Genomic DNA, 16,756 nt, shown 5'->3' with positions numbered 1-16,756 from the left:
GGGCGGAGCCGGCCGACGCGCGGCGGGCACGGGCGGCGGGCTCGGTTGGTGCGGGTGCAGGAACGGTCGGCGCGGCTGCGGCGGACGCCCGGGTGGGCGTGCGTTGGGCAAGGGCCGCCCGCGCGGCGGGAGTTCGGCCCGCGGAGGGAGTTCGGGCGGTCGGCGCCTTGGCTAATGTGCACGGGTGACCACCGACCTGACCCTGCTGCCTCATGTCGCCTACCGCGGACAGGAGATCACCGCGCCCCGGCTCCGCGGCCTCCTCGCGCTGCTCGCGGGCGACTTGCGCACGGGCTGCAGCACCGAGCGGCTTGTGGCAGGGCTGTGGCCGGACGAGTTGCCGGAGCGGCCGGGAAAGGCGGTGCAGGTCCTCGTGTCCAGGGCGCGGGCGCAGCTGGGCGCCGACGTCCTCGCGAGCACGCCGACCGGATACCGGCTCACGCTCGCCGAGGATCAGGTCGACAGCTCCGCCCTGCTGCTGCACGCCGCCGCGAGCGCGGACCGGGCCAGGGCCGGGGACCACGCGGGATCACTGGCCGCGGCCGAGGCCGGGCTCGCGCTGTGGGAGGACACTCCTGACGGGGCCGGCGACACCGGCGACCCCGTAGCCGCGTTGCGCACCGAGCGCGCCCCCGTCCGCGGCACGCTCTTACGCGCGCAGGCGCTCGCGCTCGCCCGGCTGGGGCGGCACGCGGAGGCGGCCGGGCCGCTGACCGTGGCCGCCGCGGAGCATCCGCGCGACGAGGAGGTGCTCGCCGAGCTGTTGCGCGGCGAGGCGGCGACGGCGGGCCCGTCCGCCGCGCTGACGCGGTACGAGGCGTACCGGCGTGAGCTGCGCGAAGAGCTCGGCACGGATCCTGGCGCCGGGCTCAAGGCCGTACAGCAGGAGCTGCTGCGCGGCGAGGCGCCTGTGGTCAGGCACGGCGTGCCACACGAGCCGAACCCGCTGCTGGGGCGGGACGAGGACGTCGCGGCGGTGGAGCGGCTGCTGCGCGTCTCCCGCGCCGTCACCGTCGTCGGCCCCGGCGGCCTCGGCAAGACCCGGCTCGCGCACGCCGTCAGCCGCCGGGCCGAGCAGCGCGTGGTGTATTTCGTGCCGCTCGCCGGCGTCACCGCGCACGAGGACGTGGCCGCGGAGGTGGCCTCCGCGCTCGGTGCGGGCGAGGGGCAGCCCGGCCCCATGAGCGGCCACGCCTCGGCCGACCCGGTGTCCGGAATCCTCGGCGTGCTCGGCTCCGGGCACGCGCTGCTGGTGCTGGACAACTGCGAGCAGGTCATCCGGGGCGCCGCCGATCTCGTACAGGCCCTGGTCTCGTCCTCGAAGGACCTGCGGGTGCTCGCCACGAGCCGGGGCCCGCTGGGCCTGACGTCGGAGGCGGTGTACGCGCTGCCGGAGCTCGGTCTCGACATCTCGGTCGAGCTGTTCACGCAGCGGGCCCGGGCCGCCCGGCCCGGCGTGGAGCTGCCGCCGGACGCGGTGGCCGAGCTGTGCCGTCACCTCGACGGGCTGCCGCTCGCCGTGGAGTTGGCCGCGGCGCGGGTGCGGGTGCTGTCGGTGCCGGAGATCGCCCGCCGCCTCGGCGACCGGTTCGCGCTGCTGCGCGGCGGGGCGCGGGACGTGCCGGAGCGCCACCGCACGCTGCACGCGGTCGTGGAGTGGAGCTGGAACCTGCTCGCGGAGGACGCCAGAGCGGCGCTGCGCATGCTGTCCGTCTTTCCCGGCGGCTTCTCCGGCGAGGCGGCGGAGCAGGTCCTTGGCGAGGACGCGCTGTTCCTGCTGGAGCAGTTGGCCGATCAGTCGCTGCTCACCGTCGCCGACACCCCGGCCGGCGTGCGGTTCCGGATGCTGGAGACCGTACGGGAGTTCAGCGCGGCCCGGCGTGCGGAGGCGGGCGAGGATGAGGAGGCCGTCGGCCGGTTCCTCGCCTGGGCGCGGGACTTCGGGGTCGCGCACCACGACGTGCTCTTCGGCTCGGACCCTTCCCCAAGCTCTCGGCTTCGCTCGAGCAACGGAGACCCCATTGCCGCCCGGGAGCGGATCAAGGCCGAGCAGGACAACCTCGTGCCGGCCCTGCGGCACGCCTTGGCCCGTTCGGACGGCCCCACCACCGCCGCCCTCACTGCCGTCCTCACCGCCCTGTGGTCCACCGGCTCCAACTACCTCCGTCTCACCGCCCTCGCCGCGGACACCGGCCCGCCGCTGTCGCACTACTACCCCGAGCCCGCATACGTCGAAGTCGCCCGCGCCGCCGCGGTGTTGTGCACGGCGAGCTTGTTCATGGGCTATGGCCCGCACGTCGTACGTCAGCTCGTCATCCTTCGGCGGCTGCCCCCGGCCCCGCCGGACACGCTGTTGCGCGCCGCCGCGGCAGTGCTGAGCGCGGTCCCCGAGATGCTGCCTCCCGACTACGACGTGCTGCAGAAGCTCTGCGACAGCGAGCAGCCGCTGCTCGCCGGCGTCGCCGAGTCCGTCGCCACCTACGTCTGGGAGTCGGAGCACGACATCGACCGGGCGCTCGCCTCGGCTCGCCGGACCATCGCCGCACTGGCGCCGCTCGACAATCCGTTCCTGCAGGTCATGGGCCACTCCCGGCTGAGCCAGCTGTGCTTGCAGATGGAGCAGGGCGAGGCCGCGTACGGGCACCTCAAGGCCGCCCTCGAGGCGCTGCGGCGGCTCGGCGACGAGCACGACACCATCGGCGTCCGCTGGAGCCTCGTCCTCGCCTGCCTGCAGCGCGGCGACCCCGACGAGGCCGAGTACTGGCTGCGGCAGGCGGAGGACGTCAACACCTTGCAGCAGGACGGCTCCGACAGCACCGACGTCGGCGGCCGCGCCGAGATCGCGCTCGCCCGCGGACTGACGGAGGTCGGGCTCGGCTTGTGGCGCAGCGCCGTGGAAGGGGTGGCCGAGGCCGGCTCGATGTACAGCGGCGATCCCTTCCTCGACCGGTGGGTGCTGAAGATCCAGTCGGCGGCGGTGACGGCACACGCGCATGCCGGCCGTCTCGAGCTGGTCGCGGAGCCGGTCGACCGGCTGAGGCAGGGGCTGCGGACCCTGCTCTCCGGTCCGTCCCACTCGCCCATGGAGCTCCCTGTGTTCGGGACGGTGTTGCACGCCCTTGGCATGGCGGGGCTCGCCTCCGGCGACGCCGCCGCCGTACGGATGATCGCGCTGGCCGAACGGCTGCGGGTGCTGCGCGATTACCAGCCGACGATGTCGGCGGACCGCGCCCGGAAGGCGGCCGAGGACGCCGACAGGGCGGCGTACGCCGACGCGGTGTCGGAGTACGCCGCCCTGGGGCGGGACGAGTTGCGGGAGGCGGCCCGCGTGCTCATGTCGGCTACTTCGGGTCGCGGTTGAACAACGCCGTCGACCAGCGGTAGCCGAGCGCGGTCAGGCCGACGCACCAGGCGATCGCGATCCACCCGTTGTGGCCGATCTCGGTGCCGAGCAGCAGGCCGCGCAGGGTCTCGATGGCCGGGGTGAACGGCTGGTACTCGGCGATCGGCTGGAACCAGCCCGGCATCGTGTCGGCCGGGATGAAGGCGCTCGAGATGAGCGGCAGGAGGATCAGCGGCATGGCCATGTTGCCGGCCGCCTCGGGGTTCGGGCCGGCCATGCCCATCCCGACCGCGATCCAGGTGAGCGCCAGGGCGAACAGCGCGAGCAGCCCGAACGCCGCCAGCCACTCCAAGGGCGTAGCGTCCGTGGGCCGGAAGCCGATGGCCATGGCGATCGCGCCGAGGAGGGCCACGCTGGCGAGCACCTGCAGCACGCTGCCGACGACGTGTCCGATGAGCACAGAGCCGCGGTAGACCGCCATCGTACGGAAGCGGGCGATGAGGCCCTCGGTCATGTCCATGGAGACGGACACCGCGGCCCCGATCACGGTGGAGCCGATGGTGATCATCAACACGCCCGGAACGACATAGGCGATGTAGTCGGAGCGCTCGGCGCCGCCGCCACCGATGCCCGCGCTCATCACGTCTCCGAAGATGTAGACGAAGAGCAGCAGCATCATGATCGGCTGGAGCAGCAGGTTCAGGGTCATGGACGGGTAGCGCCGCGCGTGCAGCAGGTTGCGGCGCAGCATCGTGTTCGAGTTGCGTACGGCGAGGGAGAGGGCGCTCATCGGACGTTCTCCTTGGGCTGGCTGGGGGCGTTGGCCGGGCCGGTCAGGGTGAAGAACACGTCGTCGAGGTCGGGGGTGTGCACGGTCAGCTCGTCCGCCTCGATACCGGCCGAGTCCAGCCAGTCGAGGATGGAGCGCAGTTCGCGCTGGCTGCCGTCGCTGGGGATCTGCAGCGACAGCGCCTCGTCGTCCCTGGTGGCCTCGCGCAGGGCGACGGCGGCGGATTGGTACGCGGCCGGGTCGGCGAACCGCAGCCGCACGTGCCCGCCCGGGATGAGCCGCTTCAGCTCGTCGGCACTCCCTTCGGCGTCGATCTTGCCGTCGCTCAGCACCGCGATGCGGTCGGCGAGCTCATCTGCCTCCTCCAGGTGCTGGGTGGTGAGGAAGACGGTGACGCCGCCGGAGACCAGCTCGCGGATGATCCCCCACATGTTGTGACGGCTGCGCGGATCGAGGCCGGTGGTCGGCTCGTCGAGAAAGATGATCCGCGGATTGCCGACCAGCGTCATGGCGATGTCCAGGCGGCGCTTCATCCCGCCGGAGTAGGTGGCGACGGGCTTCTTCGCGGCCTCCACCAGGTCGAAGCGCTCAAGGAGTTCGGCGACGGTCCGGCGGCCCTCGCTGCGGGAGAGTAGGTGCAGGTCCGCCATGAGGAGCATGTTCTCCTCGCCGGTCATCAGGCCGTCGACGGCCGAGAACTGCCCGGTGACGCCGATCGCGGCCCGCACGGCCTGCGGGTCGGCGGCCAGGTCGTGGCCACCGACGCGCAGGTCGCCGACGTCGGCGGTGATGAGCGTGGAGAGGATCTTTACGGCGGTGGTCTTGCCGGCGCCGTTCGGGCCGAGCAGGGAGAAGACCGTGCCGGCCGGCACCGCCAGGTCGATGCCGTCGAGGACCGTCTTGTCCCCGTAGGCCTTGCGCAGCCCCTTGGCCGCGATGGCGAGAGAGTGCGATGTCGTCGTCGTCATGCCGCAGAGGTTGCGGCAGGGCGCCTTCAGCGCGGTTTCAGGATGGTTTCAGCGCCCTGGAACCGGGGTTGCCTCGGGCAGTTGTGGTGCGCCGGCGCTCAGCAAGGAGTTCGCGGAGCTGGTGCATTGGTGGTGCCGTCCAGCTCGCAGCGCTCGACGTTGATGCCGGCCCGACCGTCCTGGGGGCGGCTGCCCGCGCGGCTGCGGGACACGCGCGTGACGAGGTGCAGGACGAGTCCGAGCGCGGCGACACCCGCTGCGGCCCAAGCAACCGCGGTGCGGGGAGCCCGCCGGACAGGGCGAGTCCGCCGAGCGCCGAACCGGCGGCGCGCTGCCCAGGTAAAGCGCAGAGTTGTTCAGGGCGAGAGCGACCGTGCCGTGCCCGTCGCGCAGCGCGAGCAGCCGGTGCTGCTGGGGCACCTGCAGCTCCCAGCCCGCCGCTCCCCAGAGCACGAGAGCGGGGAAGGCTGCGGCACCGAGCACGGGCAGTGCCCCTTCGGAGAGCAGTAGGGCGGTCATGACGGCGGTGACGAGGCCGGCCACGGCCGCGAGGAAGGAGACACCGACGACCGGTGCGATGCGGCGGTCCGTGAGCGCGCCGAACCTGGCGCGCACGGGCACCGGCGGCTCCGCCGGGATCTGCGGAAGCCGCACTCGGTATCACCCTCCCCGCGCCCGGTCCACACAGCCGGAGGGGCAGGTGATGGATCCCTCACGGATCCCTTGCGCAAAGGAGTGGACCCGCCACCTCACCTGGGCCGATCGTGGGCGACATGAATGATCACCGCATGGCACCCGTCGACCCTGCCGGTATCGCCGAACCCACCTCCCGCCCACGGCTCCCCGTACTGTGCCGAGTCGCCGAGGCCGAGCGCGGCCACGGGTTTGCGAGGGGCCATGAGTGACGTGCCTGTGGGTGAGGAGGCCGGTGAGGTCCGCCGATTCTGGGGGCGGCTCGGTCTTCCCGGGCTGGTCGACGTCCATACGCACTTCATGCCCGAGCGCGTCCTGCGCAAGGTGTGGGACTACTTCGACGCGCTCGGACCGCTGACCGGTGGGATCGAGTGGCCGATCACCTACCGGCAGGAGGAGGCGGAACGGGCGGACCTGCTCCGGGAGTTCGGCGTACAGGCCTTCACCTCGATGCTCTACCCGCACAAGCCGGGCATGGCCCAATGGCTGAACGGCTGGGCAGCCGACTTCGCCCGCCGCACCCCCGACTGTCTGCACACCGCCACCCTCTACCCCGAGCCGGGCGTCGAGGCATACGTCCGGGAGGCCGTCGAAGCGGGCGCGCGCGTCTTCAAGGCGCACGTGCAGGTGGGGGCGTACGACCCGGCCGACGAACTCCTTCAGCAGGCATGGGGGTTGCTGGCCGAGGCCCAGGTCCCTGTGGTGATCCACTGCGGCTCCGGGCCCGCGCCCGGCAAGCACACCGGCCCCGAGCCAATCGCGCGGGTGCTGGCGCGGCACCCTCGGCTGCGGCTGGTCGTCGCGCATATGGGGATGCCCGAGTACGAGGAGTTTCTCGGCCTCGCCGAGCGGTATGGGGAGGTGCGGCTGGACACGACGATGGCGTTCACCGACTTCACCGAGGGGTTCATGCCGTTCCCCCGCCGGGACCTCCCCCGGCTCGCCGGGCTCGGCGACCGCATTTTGCTCGGCTCCGACTTCCCCAACATCCCCTATCCGTACATGCACCAACTGCACGCCCTGGAGCGGCTGGGTCTCGGAGAGGAGTGGCTGCGGGCGGTGTGCCACAACAACGCGGCAAGCCTGTTCGGACTGCGAGCTTGACGTCTGGCGTCTGGCGTCTGGCGTCCGGCGTCCGGCGCCGAGACCCGCGTTCGACGTGCAATGCGACCCAGGCACGGACCTGCCGAAACTGGCAGAAGGCGTCGGCGTCAGCGCGAAGTCATTCGCGTTGAGCCCGCGCTCGGTCCGTCTTACGGTGTCCGCGTGAATGACGTGAGCCACGACGCGTACTGCACCGAAATCAGCTCCCGGGCCGATGAGTTACGCGCAGCCGTGCGGTCGGCCGAGGCGGGCCCGGCGGCCACCCCCGTCCCCACCTGCCCCGGATGGACCCTCACCCAGCTCGCCCGGCACGTCGGCGGCACCCACCGCTGGGCCGCGCAGATCGTCCGCACCCAGGCCACCGGCCCGGTCCCCCACGACCTCGTCGACGATGTCTCCTCGCCGGGCCCCGAGACCCCCGCCGCCCTGGACGCGTGGCTCGCCGAGGGCGCCGCGGAGCTCACCGGCGCCCTGCGCGAGGCCGGTCCCGAGGCCCCGGTGTGGACGGTCGCCCCGAGCGGCCGCGTGCGCTTCTGGGCCCGGCGGATGACCCACGAGACGACCCTGCACGCCGCCGACGCGGCCTTCGTCACGGGCGCCCCCTTCGCCGTACGCGAGGACCTGGCCCGGGACGCCCTGGACGAGTGGATGGGCTTCGGCTCGCTGCCGCGGGTCCTGGAGGCGGCCGGGCCCGACGCCCCGCCGCTCACCGGCCCGGGCCGCACACTGCACCTCCACGCCACCGACGCGCTCCACGCCGAGTGGCTGGTGGACCTCACAGGCGAGCCGATCACCTGGAGCCACGCCCACGAGAAGGCCACGGTGGCGGTGCGCGCCCCGCTCACCGATCTCGTCCTGCTCCTCTACGGCCGCCGTACGCCGGCCGGCTCGTCCGTCGAGGTGTACGGGGACGCGGACCTGCTGACTCTGTGGGTGGAACGATCTGGCTTCTGGCTCCGCAAATGAGCCCTGACGCGAGCCCAGGGCCGGTGTGACGGCATGGTTCCGCGGCGCGGGACAAGACGCTTGGTAATGGGATCCATTTTCATGTAGCGTCTTGCACTGCTCGCCCAACAAGGAGGACCGCCATGGCCGTTCCGAAGCGGAAGATGTCCCGCAGCAACACCCGCCACCGCCGCGCCCAGTGGAAAGCCGGCACGCCGCGGCTCGTGCCGGTCACTGTCGACGGCACCGCCCATCTGGTGCCGCAACGGCTGGTCAAGGCCTACGAGCGCGGCTTGCTCCGCCCGGAGGGCTGAGCCGCCATGGCGATCGACCGGTTGCCCGTGACCGTCCTGTCCGGCTTCCTCGGTGCGGGCAAGACGACCCTCCTCAACCATGTCCTCGGCAACCGCGAGGGCCTGCGCGTCGCGGTCATCGTCAACGACATGAGCGAGATCAACATCGACGCCGCTCTCGTGCGCGGCGGCGAGGCCGCCTTCTCGCGCACCGAGGAACGCCTGGTCGAGATGACCAACGGCTGCATCTGCTGCACGCTGCGCGACGACCTGCTGGAGGAGGTCGACCGGCTGGCCCGAGAGGGCCGCTTCGACTACCTCCTCATCGAGTCCAGCGGCATCTCCGAGCCGATGCCGGTCGCCGCCACGTTCGCCTTCGCCCGCGACGACGGAGCCACCCTCGGCGATCTCGCCCGCCTCGACACCATGGTCACGGTCGTCGATGCCGCGAACTTTCTGCCCGAACTGGCGCAGGGCGACGATTTGTCCGAGCGGGGACTGGACCAGTACGAGGACGACGAACGCACGGTCAGCGACCTGCTGACGGACCAGATCGAGTTCGCCGACGTCATCGTGCTCAACAAGCTCGACCTGGTCGATGCCGAAGCCGCCGACCGGCTCCGGGCAATGCTGAGCCGCCTCAACCCGGTTGCCCGGATCGTCCCCGCCGTCCACGGCAGGATCGAGGTCGGCGCGGTACTCGGCACCGGTCTGTTCGACCTCGACCGCGCCCAGCAGGCGCCGGGCTGGGTCATGGAACTCAACGGCGACCACGTCCCCGAAACCGAGGAGTACGGCATCTCCTCCACGGTCTTCCGCTCCCAAGTCCCCTTCCATCCCGGCCGGTTGTGGTCGTTCATCACCGGGGAACTCGACAGCGGCACCTTCGGGCAGATCCTGCGCTCCAAGGGTTTCTTCACCCTGGCGAGCCGCCCGCACGTGACGGGGCTGTGGTCGCAGGCCGGCTCCGTCGCCCGCTTCGAGCCCTCCGCCGCCCGCGACGCCGACGGACCGAACGGTCAGGAACTGGTCTTCATCGGCACGCACTTGAACGCCGAAGCCCTCCACGCCGCGCTGGCCGGCTGCCTCATGGCGGAGAGCGAATGCCTCCCGCTCGTCGACCCGTTCCCCGCCTGGGACACCTACGGCGTCGATGACCCCTGCGAGCACGAGCACCCCGAACTCGTAGCGGGCGCATGAGGAACCACAGAGCTGTCTGACGACTCGCGTGTTCGATTGCCGGTTCATTGGTTCAGGCGGACTTGGAAGGTCAATCCCTCTGGGCTGCTCAACCGCACAACCGGGCGGCCGGTCTCTTCGGACCGGGTGACAAGGCCCTGCCCAAAGTCGCGTGCACGGGCGACGACGCTGTCCAGATCATCGACGCCCACTACCGGCTCCCACTGCGGGGCGGCGGTGACATATTCGTGTGTGGCGAGGAAATCGGCCTGGACGAGACTGGTGCCTGTTGTCTCGCGGTAGAAGTGCTGGGCCAGCTCCGGCTGATCGCAGGTCAGAACCATGCGATGAGGGGCACCCGCAGCGTCAGGCGGGAATTCCCACCCGGTGAACCGGTGTGGCTGCCACAGGGAGAAGGCGGCGCCCACCGGATCGATCAACGTCGCGATACGGCCCTGATCGCCCGCGTCGAAGGGAAGGACGACGAGGCGCGCGCCGTTCGCCGTCGCGGCTTCGGTACTGCCGTCGATGTCGCCGACCGCGAGGTAGTAGGCGATATGGGCGGGGGTTGCCGGCGGGTACACCGGATTCGCGAGGTCGCTGACGCTGCCGATCCGGTGACCTTCGACGGTTATCTTTGTGGCCTGGCGCCAGTCCTCCTCATCCACCGCGAAATGCCAGCCCAGTACCTTTGAGAAGAAGGCTGCTGTGCCGGGCAGGTCGCGAGTTTTGAGGTCCATCCAGCAGAACTTGTTCAATAACCCCGGACGGGCAGTCATCGTGTGCTCCTTGTCGTCCGGACGTTGGATATCGGGTGTCCGGACGGCTTCGCAAGCGAGTTTCCGCTGCCGCGCTGCATGGTCTAGGTGCCGTGGAACTCGGAGTTGGGTGCGAAGCGAAACCTGTCCTCAGGTTCGATGATGTCGTCCAGGCCGGTGAAGTAGAACGACGACGTCGTGCCTGCCACGACGTCGAGGAGGAACTGGCTGCACGAGACCGGAGAGGCCTCCCAGAGGGGACCGCGGCCCTCGTTGAGGATGACGGTCCATTCCTCCGGCTCGACATCGGGTCGGACGACCCAGTAGAGGTAATGTCCCGCGCCTTCCGCGAATCCCCAGGGCACGAGCCGGACGCCACCTTCCTGAAGCTCCGACGGCTTGTCCTCCCCCGCTTCCCACAGCTCGGCGAGGATCTCCTCACGCTCTGCGGTCTGGGCCACCAGCTCGAGCATGGGGTCCGGACAGCCCGGTTCCAGCAGCCAGATCATCCCCGCGAAGAGCCCGCCACCGTACGCCTCGACGAGCCGTTTGTAGTCGGCCGGCAGGACTGTGCCCAGTAGTTCCTCGACCGAGGCCCATTCCACGGTTCGGCTGTCGCCAGGCGGTGGGCAGATACGTGCCAGTGGCTCGGTGTGGCGCAGGCTCCGGGCCGTTTGGATATCGCCTGGCAGGGCGCTGAGCCGTGGCGGGGTCCTGGAGGCGTCGAGGACCACCGCTCGCATCCGGTCGCCGACCGCGGGGCGGGGTATGTCCGACCACCACGAAGGGTGCTTGGCCGGGTCGATGAAACCGTCCTGTCCGTCCGCGTCGACGGCGGCTCCCACGGGCGCCACGGCCTTCACGACGACGTCGTACTCCTGATGATCGACAAGCATGGCTCCACCCTGCACCATCCCGGCGGCCCGGGGGCAGGCGGCTGGGGCGCTCCCTGTGGTCGTCCATGGGGCCAACCGGCGCCGGACTCGCATGTGGATCGGTTCCCTCCAATGGCGGGAGCCCGAATGACCGCACTGTGAGCGCGCGGGCTCAGGCTGTGCTCAAATGCGCCGATGCAGTCCCTGTGAGAGTCCTGCTGTATCTGCTCCGTTGTTTCGGAAGGGCTGCCGTCCACCGCGGCGGTGTGCGGTGGGGACGCGTTGTGCCCTTTCTGTTTGTCAGCATGGGAATCGCGATACTCGCCCTTCTTCCGGGCGCGTTCGCCGATACCACGGGCACAGCCACGGTGTTGGCGGTCGCGCGGACGGCTGAGGATTTCGGAACCGGAAAGCTGTATGCCTGGGGAGACAACGCATCGGGGCAACTGGGGCTCGGTGACCGTACCGGCCGCTTGAGACGCACACAGGTCGGCACGTTCACGGACTGGCAGCGCGTGGCGGCGGGCCCCGACCACGCATGCGCTCTCCGAAGCGACACGCTGTGGTGCACGGGTAGGAACGACAACGGCCAGCTGGGCACGGGCGACACCGAGCAGCGCACCACACTGACGCAGGTGGGAACCAGCAAGACATGGTCAGCGGCCGATGTCGGGCAGACCCACACGTGCGCGACCCGGCTCAGCGGAACGCTGTACTGCTGGGGCAGCAACAACTCCGGTGAGCTCGGCCTGGGCGACACCGCGAGCCGCAACACCCCGGTCCAGGTCGGCACGGCCTCCGACTGGGTGGCCGTTACCGCCGGGATCGAGTACACCTGCGGTATCCGGGCCGACCGCTCCCTGTGGTGCTGGGGACGCAATACCTCCTTCCAGCTCGGCCTCGGCGACACCGCCAACCGCATGGCACCGGCCCAGGTCGGCGCCGCGACCTGGGCCGACGTCGCGGCGAGCCATACGCACACGTGCGGGACGCGCGTGGATCAGACTCTGTGGTGCTGGGGTGAGAACACCTACGGCCAGCTGGGCACGGGCGACAACGTGAACCGCACCCACCCGGCCCCGGTCGGCCCCGGGGTCAGCTGGGCGTCTGTTGCCGCGGGGCGGCTGCACACCTGCGCCACCCGGGAAGAAGGCACGCTGTGGTGCTGGGGACGCAACTCCGATGGCCGGCTCGGGCTCGGCGACACGAGCGACCGCACCAGTCCCGTCCAGGTGGGCAAGGCCAAGTACTGGGCCACCGTCACGGCCGGCCGGGTCCACAGCTGTGGAGTGAGGGCCGGGAAAATCATCTCGTGCTGGGGCGGCAACGCCAGCGGCCAGCTGGGCCAGGGGGATACGGCCACCCGCAGGCAGCCCACCACCATTCCGGGCGCCAAGGCCCGCCCGCTGAGAACGGGATCGAATTCCTCCAGCAACCTCTCGATCGGGTGAGCCGCTGGCTGACCGGCCCAGTCGGATGAAACGTGCGTACCGAATTCACCCGGTCAGCAGGGATCGCAGGATTGTGCGGGATGAAAGAGATATCTCTTTGATCATGGCGAAGAAGAAAGTATCTGACGGGAATCACGGGAATCAGTGGTCCCGCCTCAGGCTGTTTGCTTATGTGGTGCCCGTGCCGGTCGGTCTGATGCTCAGCGGCGGGCTGGTCTGGCACGCATCCCAGGCCGCGTTCTCCGGACGGACCACCAACTCCGGGGTCAGTTGGACAGCGGGATCGATCAACCTGACCAATGACAGCGGCGGCCAGCCGCTGTTCAACCTCAGCAACATCACGCCGGGTGACACCGGGAGCAGATGTATTGCCATCACATCCGAGGCAACGGTCCCGACGAGCATCAAGCTCTACACCTCGACATCCAACGCACCCTCCAACGACATCAGCCCTTATCTCGACATCACCGTCGAGGACGGCACGGGCGGATCGTTCGACTCCTGCGACGGCTTCACCCCCTCCGCGCCCGTGGACTACACCGGCACCTTGGAGAACCTGACCACCACACGCACCAACTACGCCAACGGCATCGGCCCTTGGCCACTGACCGGCAACCCGCCGGAGACCAGGACCTTCCGCCTCTCCTGGACCTTCAGCGCCACGGCGCCCGACTCCACCCAGGGCGGCTCCACACCGAACGTGAACTTCACATGGGAAGCCCAAGCCGCATAGATGTCCTCGAGGTCCTGGCTCCTCCTGCTCACAGTGATCGGGGCGCGCATCGGGCTCAGCATGGCAGCCGGCCTGCTGATCTGGGCCCATGCGCCCGCTCTGCTCCCGGGCTGGGACGCGACCGTCGTCCTCGGCGACTCCATGCGCCCACAGGTGGCGCCGGGAGACGTCGTCGTGTACCAGCCTCTACGGGGCCGCGCGCCCAAGAGCGATCAAGTGGTCGTGGTGACCGACCCCGCGCGGCCCACACGTCTGCTCATCCATCGCGTCGCCAAGGTCCTGCGCAACGGCCATCTCATCACTGCCGGGGACAACAACCCCGCGGTCGACTCCACCCCTGTACCTCCCTCCTCGGTCCAGGGCCTCGCACGACTGCGTGTCCCCATGGTGGCCCTGCCCGTCGCCCACTGGAGAGAGGGCAACTATGTGTTCGCCACCGGTGTGTTGCTCGCTGTGGCCGGCATGAGCCGGTTGGCCGGCCGGAGAACGTCCAGCGCGACAGCGGCTGTGTGATGCGGTCCCGGACCACGCTGTTGGACCGGGTCCTCTTCGCGGCGCGCAGCGTCAGGAAGACCAGCAGGCCGATCGGCGAGAACGGGATCGTCAGCACCAGCAGGGGGCCCATGGCCAGGGGGTGGATTCCCAGTCGGCGCGCCTGGAGGAACATCCACTGTCCCGGAAGGCCTCCAGATCAGGGTCGCGCACCGCCGCCCACAGCTCGGGCAGGACGGGGGCCGCGAGAGCGAGGTAGACCAGCAGGGTAGAGCAATGATCGTGCCGACGAGCGTTCCGAGCACGATCAGCGCCGCCGTGACGAGCGTGGGGCCGTCCGGGCGAAGCAGTGGCTGGCCGCGCAGCGCCTGCCAGGTGACCAGGGCGAACAAGGCGGCGTACGCGCCGGAGGCGACGAGGACCAGCCGCAGCCGTACGGTCGGATCGATCAGCTCGGCCATCCCCTCATGATGCCTGTCCCTCCGCCATGGGCCCGGCTGTTATCGGGAGGTCGCCAGGACCGACAGGCTGCCGTGCGGTTGTCGCTCGTTCTCTCGTCAGGGCATTGGTGACCTTGCGGGCCAAGAGGGGGTCGGCCGGGAGCACATGTGAAGCGAACCAGCGGGCGGCCGAGGGGTCGGGGGACGGTTCGACGAACTCCGCGCCCGCGTAGTCGTCGAGCGGGGGGTCATAGATGTACCCGGAGACCACACCGTGTCGTACCAGACGTTGCACGAGGGCGTCGCGGTCGTGGACCAGGAGCGGAACCCGGAAAAGGGGAACGAGGCGTTCGTCTGCCGAACGGGCTCGGAGTGCCGGGGAGGCCCAAGCGGTGCCCGACAGCAGCGAGACACCGACCCTGCGCCGGGTGAGGTCGTCGTCGAGCCGAGCCATCCGCAGCTTCAACTGCCCGCGTACCAGGGCTCCATGACGGGACCGGAAGTCGTGCAGGTCGACGCGCACCCACGGCTCGTACGCGACCAGGCTCGGCGCCTCGCGCGCGCAACCGGAGAGCCGCGGCGCGTGCAGGGGCATGCGGAAGTCGTCGCGTTCCAGCAACTCCAGGCGCTGCATCGTCCGCCACACAGGACGCACCAGGCGGAGGGTGCGTACCGCCGAACGCGCCAACGGCCTGAGCGTCGCGGCCAGGTCGCCGCGGAGACGGCGCGGCAGCAGGAGATCGTCGCGCAGCAGCTCCAACTCCCGTCGGGTGCGCGCGTCCTCGACGGCGAGGAAACCGCCGGCCATCGCTGCCACATGCTTGGACAGGCTGAATGCCGCCGCCGTCCCGAAGGTCCCGATCGGCTGCCCGTCCACGTGCGTGCCGATCGCGTGTGCCGCGTCCTCGAACAGGGGGATCCCCAACTCCTGGCAGCGCCGCCGGAGTTCCACGACTTGGTCCGGCATCCCGTACAGGTTCGTGGTCAGGACGGCGTCCACGTTCCGCCAGGTCGATTCCGGGACGGCGGCCGGGTCGATGTTGCCGTCCCATACGGACACGGGAGCCTGCACCGGGCGCAGCCCGGCCGCGAGGACGACGAAGAGGATCACGTCGTCGTTCACCGGTGACATCAGTATCCTTGCGCCCGGCCGGCACCAGTGCCGCAGGGCCAGGTACAGAGCCAGCCGTGCCGAGGGTGTGTAGACGCATTCGCGTCCGAGCCGCCGCGTCATCGTCGCGGCGAGCCCCGATCCGTACGACATCGTCACCTCTTGCGTCGAAGGGCCGTCGAAAGGTCGTCTGAGGGACACGGCTGTTCTTGCGAGCGTCGATCAGGGACCGGTCAGGCTTCGGTAGGGCTGCTGGCTGAGCTCCTGGCTGGACGCCGGGTTGGGCTCCTGCAAGCGGGCCCTCGCCGTCGCGGGTCGTCAGGGAAGGTCGGGAGGAAAGCTGCGACGGTCGGTGGAGGGGACGGGTAGGCCGTGCGAATCCGGGGCTGGGGAAGGCAGTTCAGCGTGTGCGCGGTTCCGCTTTGCCCGAGCTCGCCGGGCCCGACGTGCGCAGCGTGCCGACGGTCTTCAGCAGCCGGTCGGCCGGTTGCCGCAGCGCGGAGTGGGCCAGGACCGTGTTCCGCAGGCCGCGCACCGGTCTGCGCCACAGCCGGTGCGCCGCCGCCACCGGGTGGGGGCGGGCCGCGAACCCTTCGCCCACGCGCAACTCGCGGGTCTTGAGCCAGTCCTTGTACTCCTTGTCGCCACGTCCCAGATCCATCAGCGTCACGCCGTGCCGGCCCGCTGCCTCGGCGATCCGCAGATGCATCATCAGGCCGGGTGAGTAGCGGTGGAATTCGGGGTCGTACGCGGTGAACCAGGCCGCGAGCACGGTGCGCGACCTCGGTCCGAAGTGCGCGGCGACCGGCCGGTCGCCGGCGTACAGCACGGACAGCACGCCGGTGAAGTGCTCGTCGCGGACATGGAACAGATGGTCCACCAGGTCGACGATCCACGACCGCGCGAACCGGTCCATCCGTCCCGTCCGCCGGTACTGGGCGGACTTCCACTGCATGAGCCTGCGCAGCAACCGCGGGTCGCGCTCGTCGAAGACGAACCGTATGTCGCCCACGTCGCGCCCGATACGGCGTTCCTTCTTCAGCGTCGTCTTGGCCAGCCCCGGGTACGCGCCGCGCAGCCACTCCGGATAGCTTCGGTCGCTGTGCTCCAGGTCGACCACCGGAGAGGCGAACCTCCCTGTGACGTATCTGCCGAACGGCTTCTGCTCCTCGACGAGGTGATCGAACTCGAAGATGGACAGCCCGCAGGCCCGCAGCAGTTCCTGGGTGTCCCAGGTGACGCCGGGGCGGTGCACGAGGGCTTGGCAGTCGGAGAGGCCGAGACCTATGGCCTGGCCGACGCCGAAGGAGTTGCGCTCGTACGGGAAGAATCCGACGGCCTCCCCGTTCTCATGCAGGACCGCCACCCTCGCCCCACCGCGATACCTGCCGATGCCGATCGCGAACTCCGGTGCCAGGAAAGGGTTGGCGTATTCGGGCGACTCGTCCATCACCCGGTGCCAGGCCCGGAGATGCGAGGCGCTCAGCCCGTCGAGTCTGTGGATCTTGATGTCCATCTCAGATCAACCGCCTTTCCGCAGGCTCTGCGAGGGACGTCCCGGTCCCGGCGCAGGCCGGTAAG

The 16,756-nt window shown here is 70.3% G+C and carries 15 protein-coding genes; 9 read left to right on the top strand and 6 right to left on the bottom strand.

All coding sequences use genetic code 11. From position 1 onward, the window contains the following. Positions 1-184 precede the first annotated feature (184 nt). A complete protein-coding gene (locus tag FGD71_RS41400; RefSeq protein WP_119105729.1) occupies positions 185-3,361 on the top strand; it encodes an ATP-binding protein in 3,177 nt (1,058 codons plus the stop codon). On the opposite strand, the gene FGD71_RS41395 is transcribed toward FGD71_RS41400, so the two are convergent. Together FGD71_RS41395 and FGD71_RS41390 are read right to left on the bottom strand one after the other, a co-directional pair. Further along, the gene (locus FGD71_RS41395) at positions 3,342-4,133 is read right to left on the bottom strand and encodes an ABC transporter permease (RefSeq protein ID WP_119105728.1); all 792 of its coding nucleotides are present in this window, start codon (positions 4,131-4,133) and stop codon (positions 3,342-3,344) included. The two genes, FGD71_RS41400 and FGD71_RS41395, sit on opposite strands and share 20 nt — an antisense overlap. Beyond that, the gene (locus tag FGD71_RS41390) at positions 4,130-5,101 is read right to left on the bottom strand and encodes an ATP-binding cassette domain-containing protein (RefSeq protein WP_119105727.1); all 972 of its coding nucleotides are present in this window, start codon (positions 5,099-5,101) and stop codon (positions 4,130-4,132) included. The genes FGD71_RS41395 and FGD71_RS41390 overlap by 4 nt, the downstream gene beginning before the upstream one ends. 897 nt (positions 5,102-5,998) lie before the next feature. Between FGD71_RS41390 and FGD71_RS41380 the strand changes: the two genes are divergently transcribed. The 4 genes from FGD71_RS41380 to FGD71_RS41365 all read left to right on the top strand — a co-directional run bounded on the left by FGD71_RS41380 (position 5,999) and on the right by FGD71_RS41365 (position 9,336). Continuing rightward, positions 5,999-6,898, top strand: a complete 900-nt coding sequence (locus FGD71_RS41380) for an amidohydrolase family protein (RefSeq protein ID WP_119105726.1) — start codon at positions 5,999-6,001, stop codon at positions 6,896-6,898. 162 nt (positions 6,899-7,060) lie between these two features. Continuing rightward, the gene (locus FGD71_RS41375; RefSeq protein ID WP_119105725.1) at positions 7,061-7,864 is read left to right on the top strand and encodes a maleylpyruvate isomerase family mycothiol-dependent enzyme; all 804 of its coding nucleotides are present in this window, start codon (positions 7,061-7,063) and stop codon (positions 7,862-7,864) included. 122 nt (positions 7,865-7,986) lie between these two features. Further along, entirely contained in the window at positions 7,987-8,157 is a 171-nt protein-coding gene (gene rpmF / locus FGD71_RS41370) for a 50S ribosomal protein L32 (RefSeq protein WP_119105724.1), read from the top strand. A gap of 6 nt (positions 8,158-8,163) precedes the next feature. Then, the gene (locus tag FGD71_RS41365) at positions 8,164-9,336 is read left to right on the top strand and encodes a GTP-binding protein (protein WP_119105723.1); all 1,173 of its coding nucleotides are present in this window, start codon (positions 8,164-8,166) and stop codon (positions 9,334-9,336) included. 44 nt (positions 9,337-9,380) lie between these two features. On the opposite strand, the gene FGD71_RS41360 is transcribed toward FGD71_RS41365, so the two are convergent. Together FGD71_RS41360 and FGD71_RS49455 are read right to left on the bottom strand one after the other, a co-directional pair. Beyond that, complete coding sequence (locus tag FGD71_RS41360) at positions 9,381-10,094, bottom strand: VOC family protein (protein WP_119105722.1); 714 nt, start codon at positions 10,092-10,094, stop codon at positions 9,381-9,383. Between the two features lie 83 nt (positions 10,095-10,177). Then, entirely contained in the window at positions 10,178-10,969 is a 792-nt protein-coding gene (locus FGD71_RS49455) for an SMI1/KNR4 family protein (RefSeq protein WP_240437029.1), read from the bottom strand. Positions 10,970-11,034: 65 nt separating this feature from the next. On the opposite strand from FGD71_RS49455, the gene FGD71_RS41345 reads away from it, so the two are divergent. The 4 genes from FGD71_RS41345 to FGD71_RS47750 all read left to right on the top strand — a co-directional run bounded on the left by FGD71_RS41345 (position 11,035) and on the right by FGD71_RS47750 (position 14,095). Beyond that, positions 11,035-12,399, top strand: coding sequence for an RCC1 domain-containing protein (locus tag FGD71_RS41345; RefSeq protein WP_119105721.1), 1,365 nt, complete (start codon positions 11,035-11,037; stop codon positions 12,397-12,399). A 175-nt stretch (positions 12,400-12,574) separates the two neighbouring features. Continuing rightward, entirely contained in the window at positions 12,575-13,132 is a 558-nt protein-coding gene (locus FGD71_RS41340) for a hypothetical protein (RefSeq protein WP_140936059.1), read from the top strand. Next, complete coding sequence (locus tag FGD71_RS41335) at positions 13,133-13,645, top strand: signal peptidase I (protein WP_119105719.1); 513 nt, start codon at positions 13,133-13,135, stop codon at positions 13,643-13,645. It begins immediately after the preceding gene. 255 nt (positions 13,646-13,900) lie between these two features. Continuing rightward, positions 13,901-14,095 carry a hypothetical protein gene (locus FGD71_RS47750; RefSeq protein ID WP_162931367.1) on the top strand — a complete coding sequence of 65 codons (195 nt, stop codon included), beginning with the start codon at positions 13,901-13,903 and terminating at the stop codon, positions 14,093-14,095. Here FGD71_RS47750 and FGD71_RS41325 read toward each other — a convergent pair. Both FGD71_RS41325 and FGD71_RS41320 read right to left on the bottom strand, forming a co-directional pair. Next, complete coding sequence (locus FGD71_RS41325; protein ID WP_119105718.1) at positions 14,090-15,328, bottom strand: DegT/DnrJ/EryC1/StrS family aminotransferase; 1,239 nt, start codon at positions 15,326-15,328, stop codon at positions 14,090-14,092. The genes FGD71_RS47750 and FGD71_RS41325 overlap by 6 nt on opposite strands. A 247-nt stretch (positions 15,329-15,575) precedes the next feature. Then, entirely contained in the window at positions 15,576-16,691 is a 1,116-nt protein-coding gene (locus FGD71_RS41320) for a GNAT family N-acetyltransferase (RefSeq protein ID WP_119105717.1), read from the bottom strand. Positions 16,692-16,756 lie beyond the last annotated feature (65 nt).

This window comes from Streptomyces sporangiiformans (genome assembly GCF_005768555.2).
Classification (GTDB): Bacteria; Actinomycetota; Actinomycetes; order Streptomycetales; family Streptomycetaceae; genus Streptomyces; species Streptomyces sporangiiformans.
This window is presented reverse-complemented; position numbering and strand designations above follow the sequence as displayed.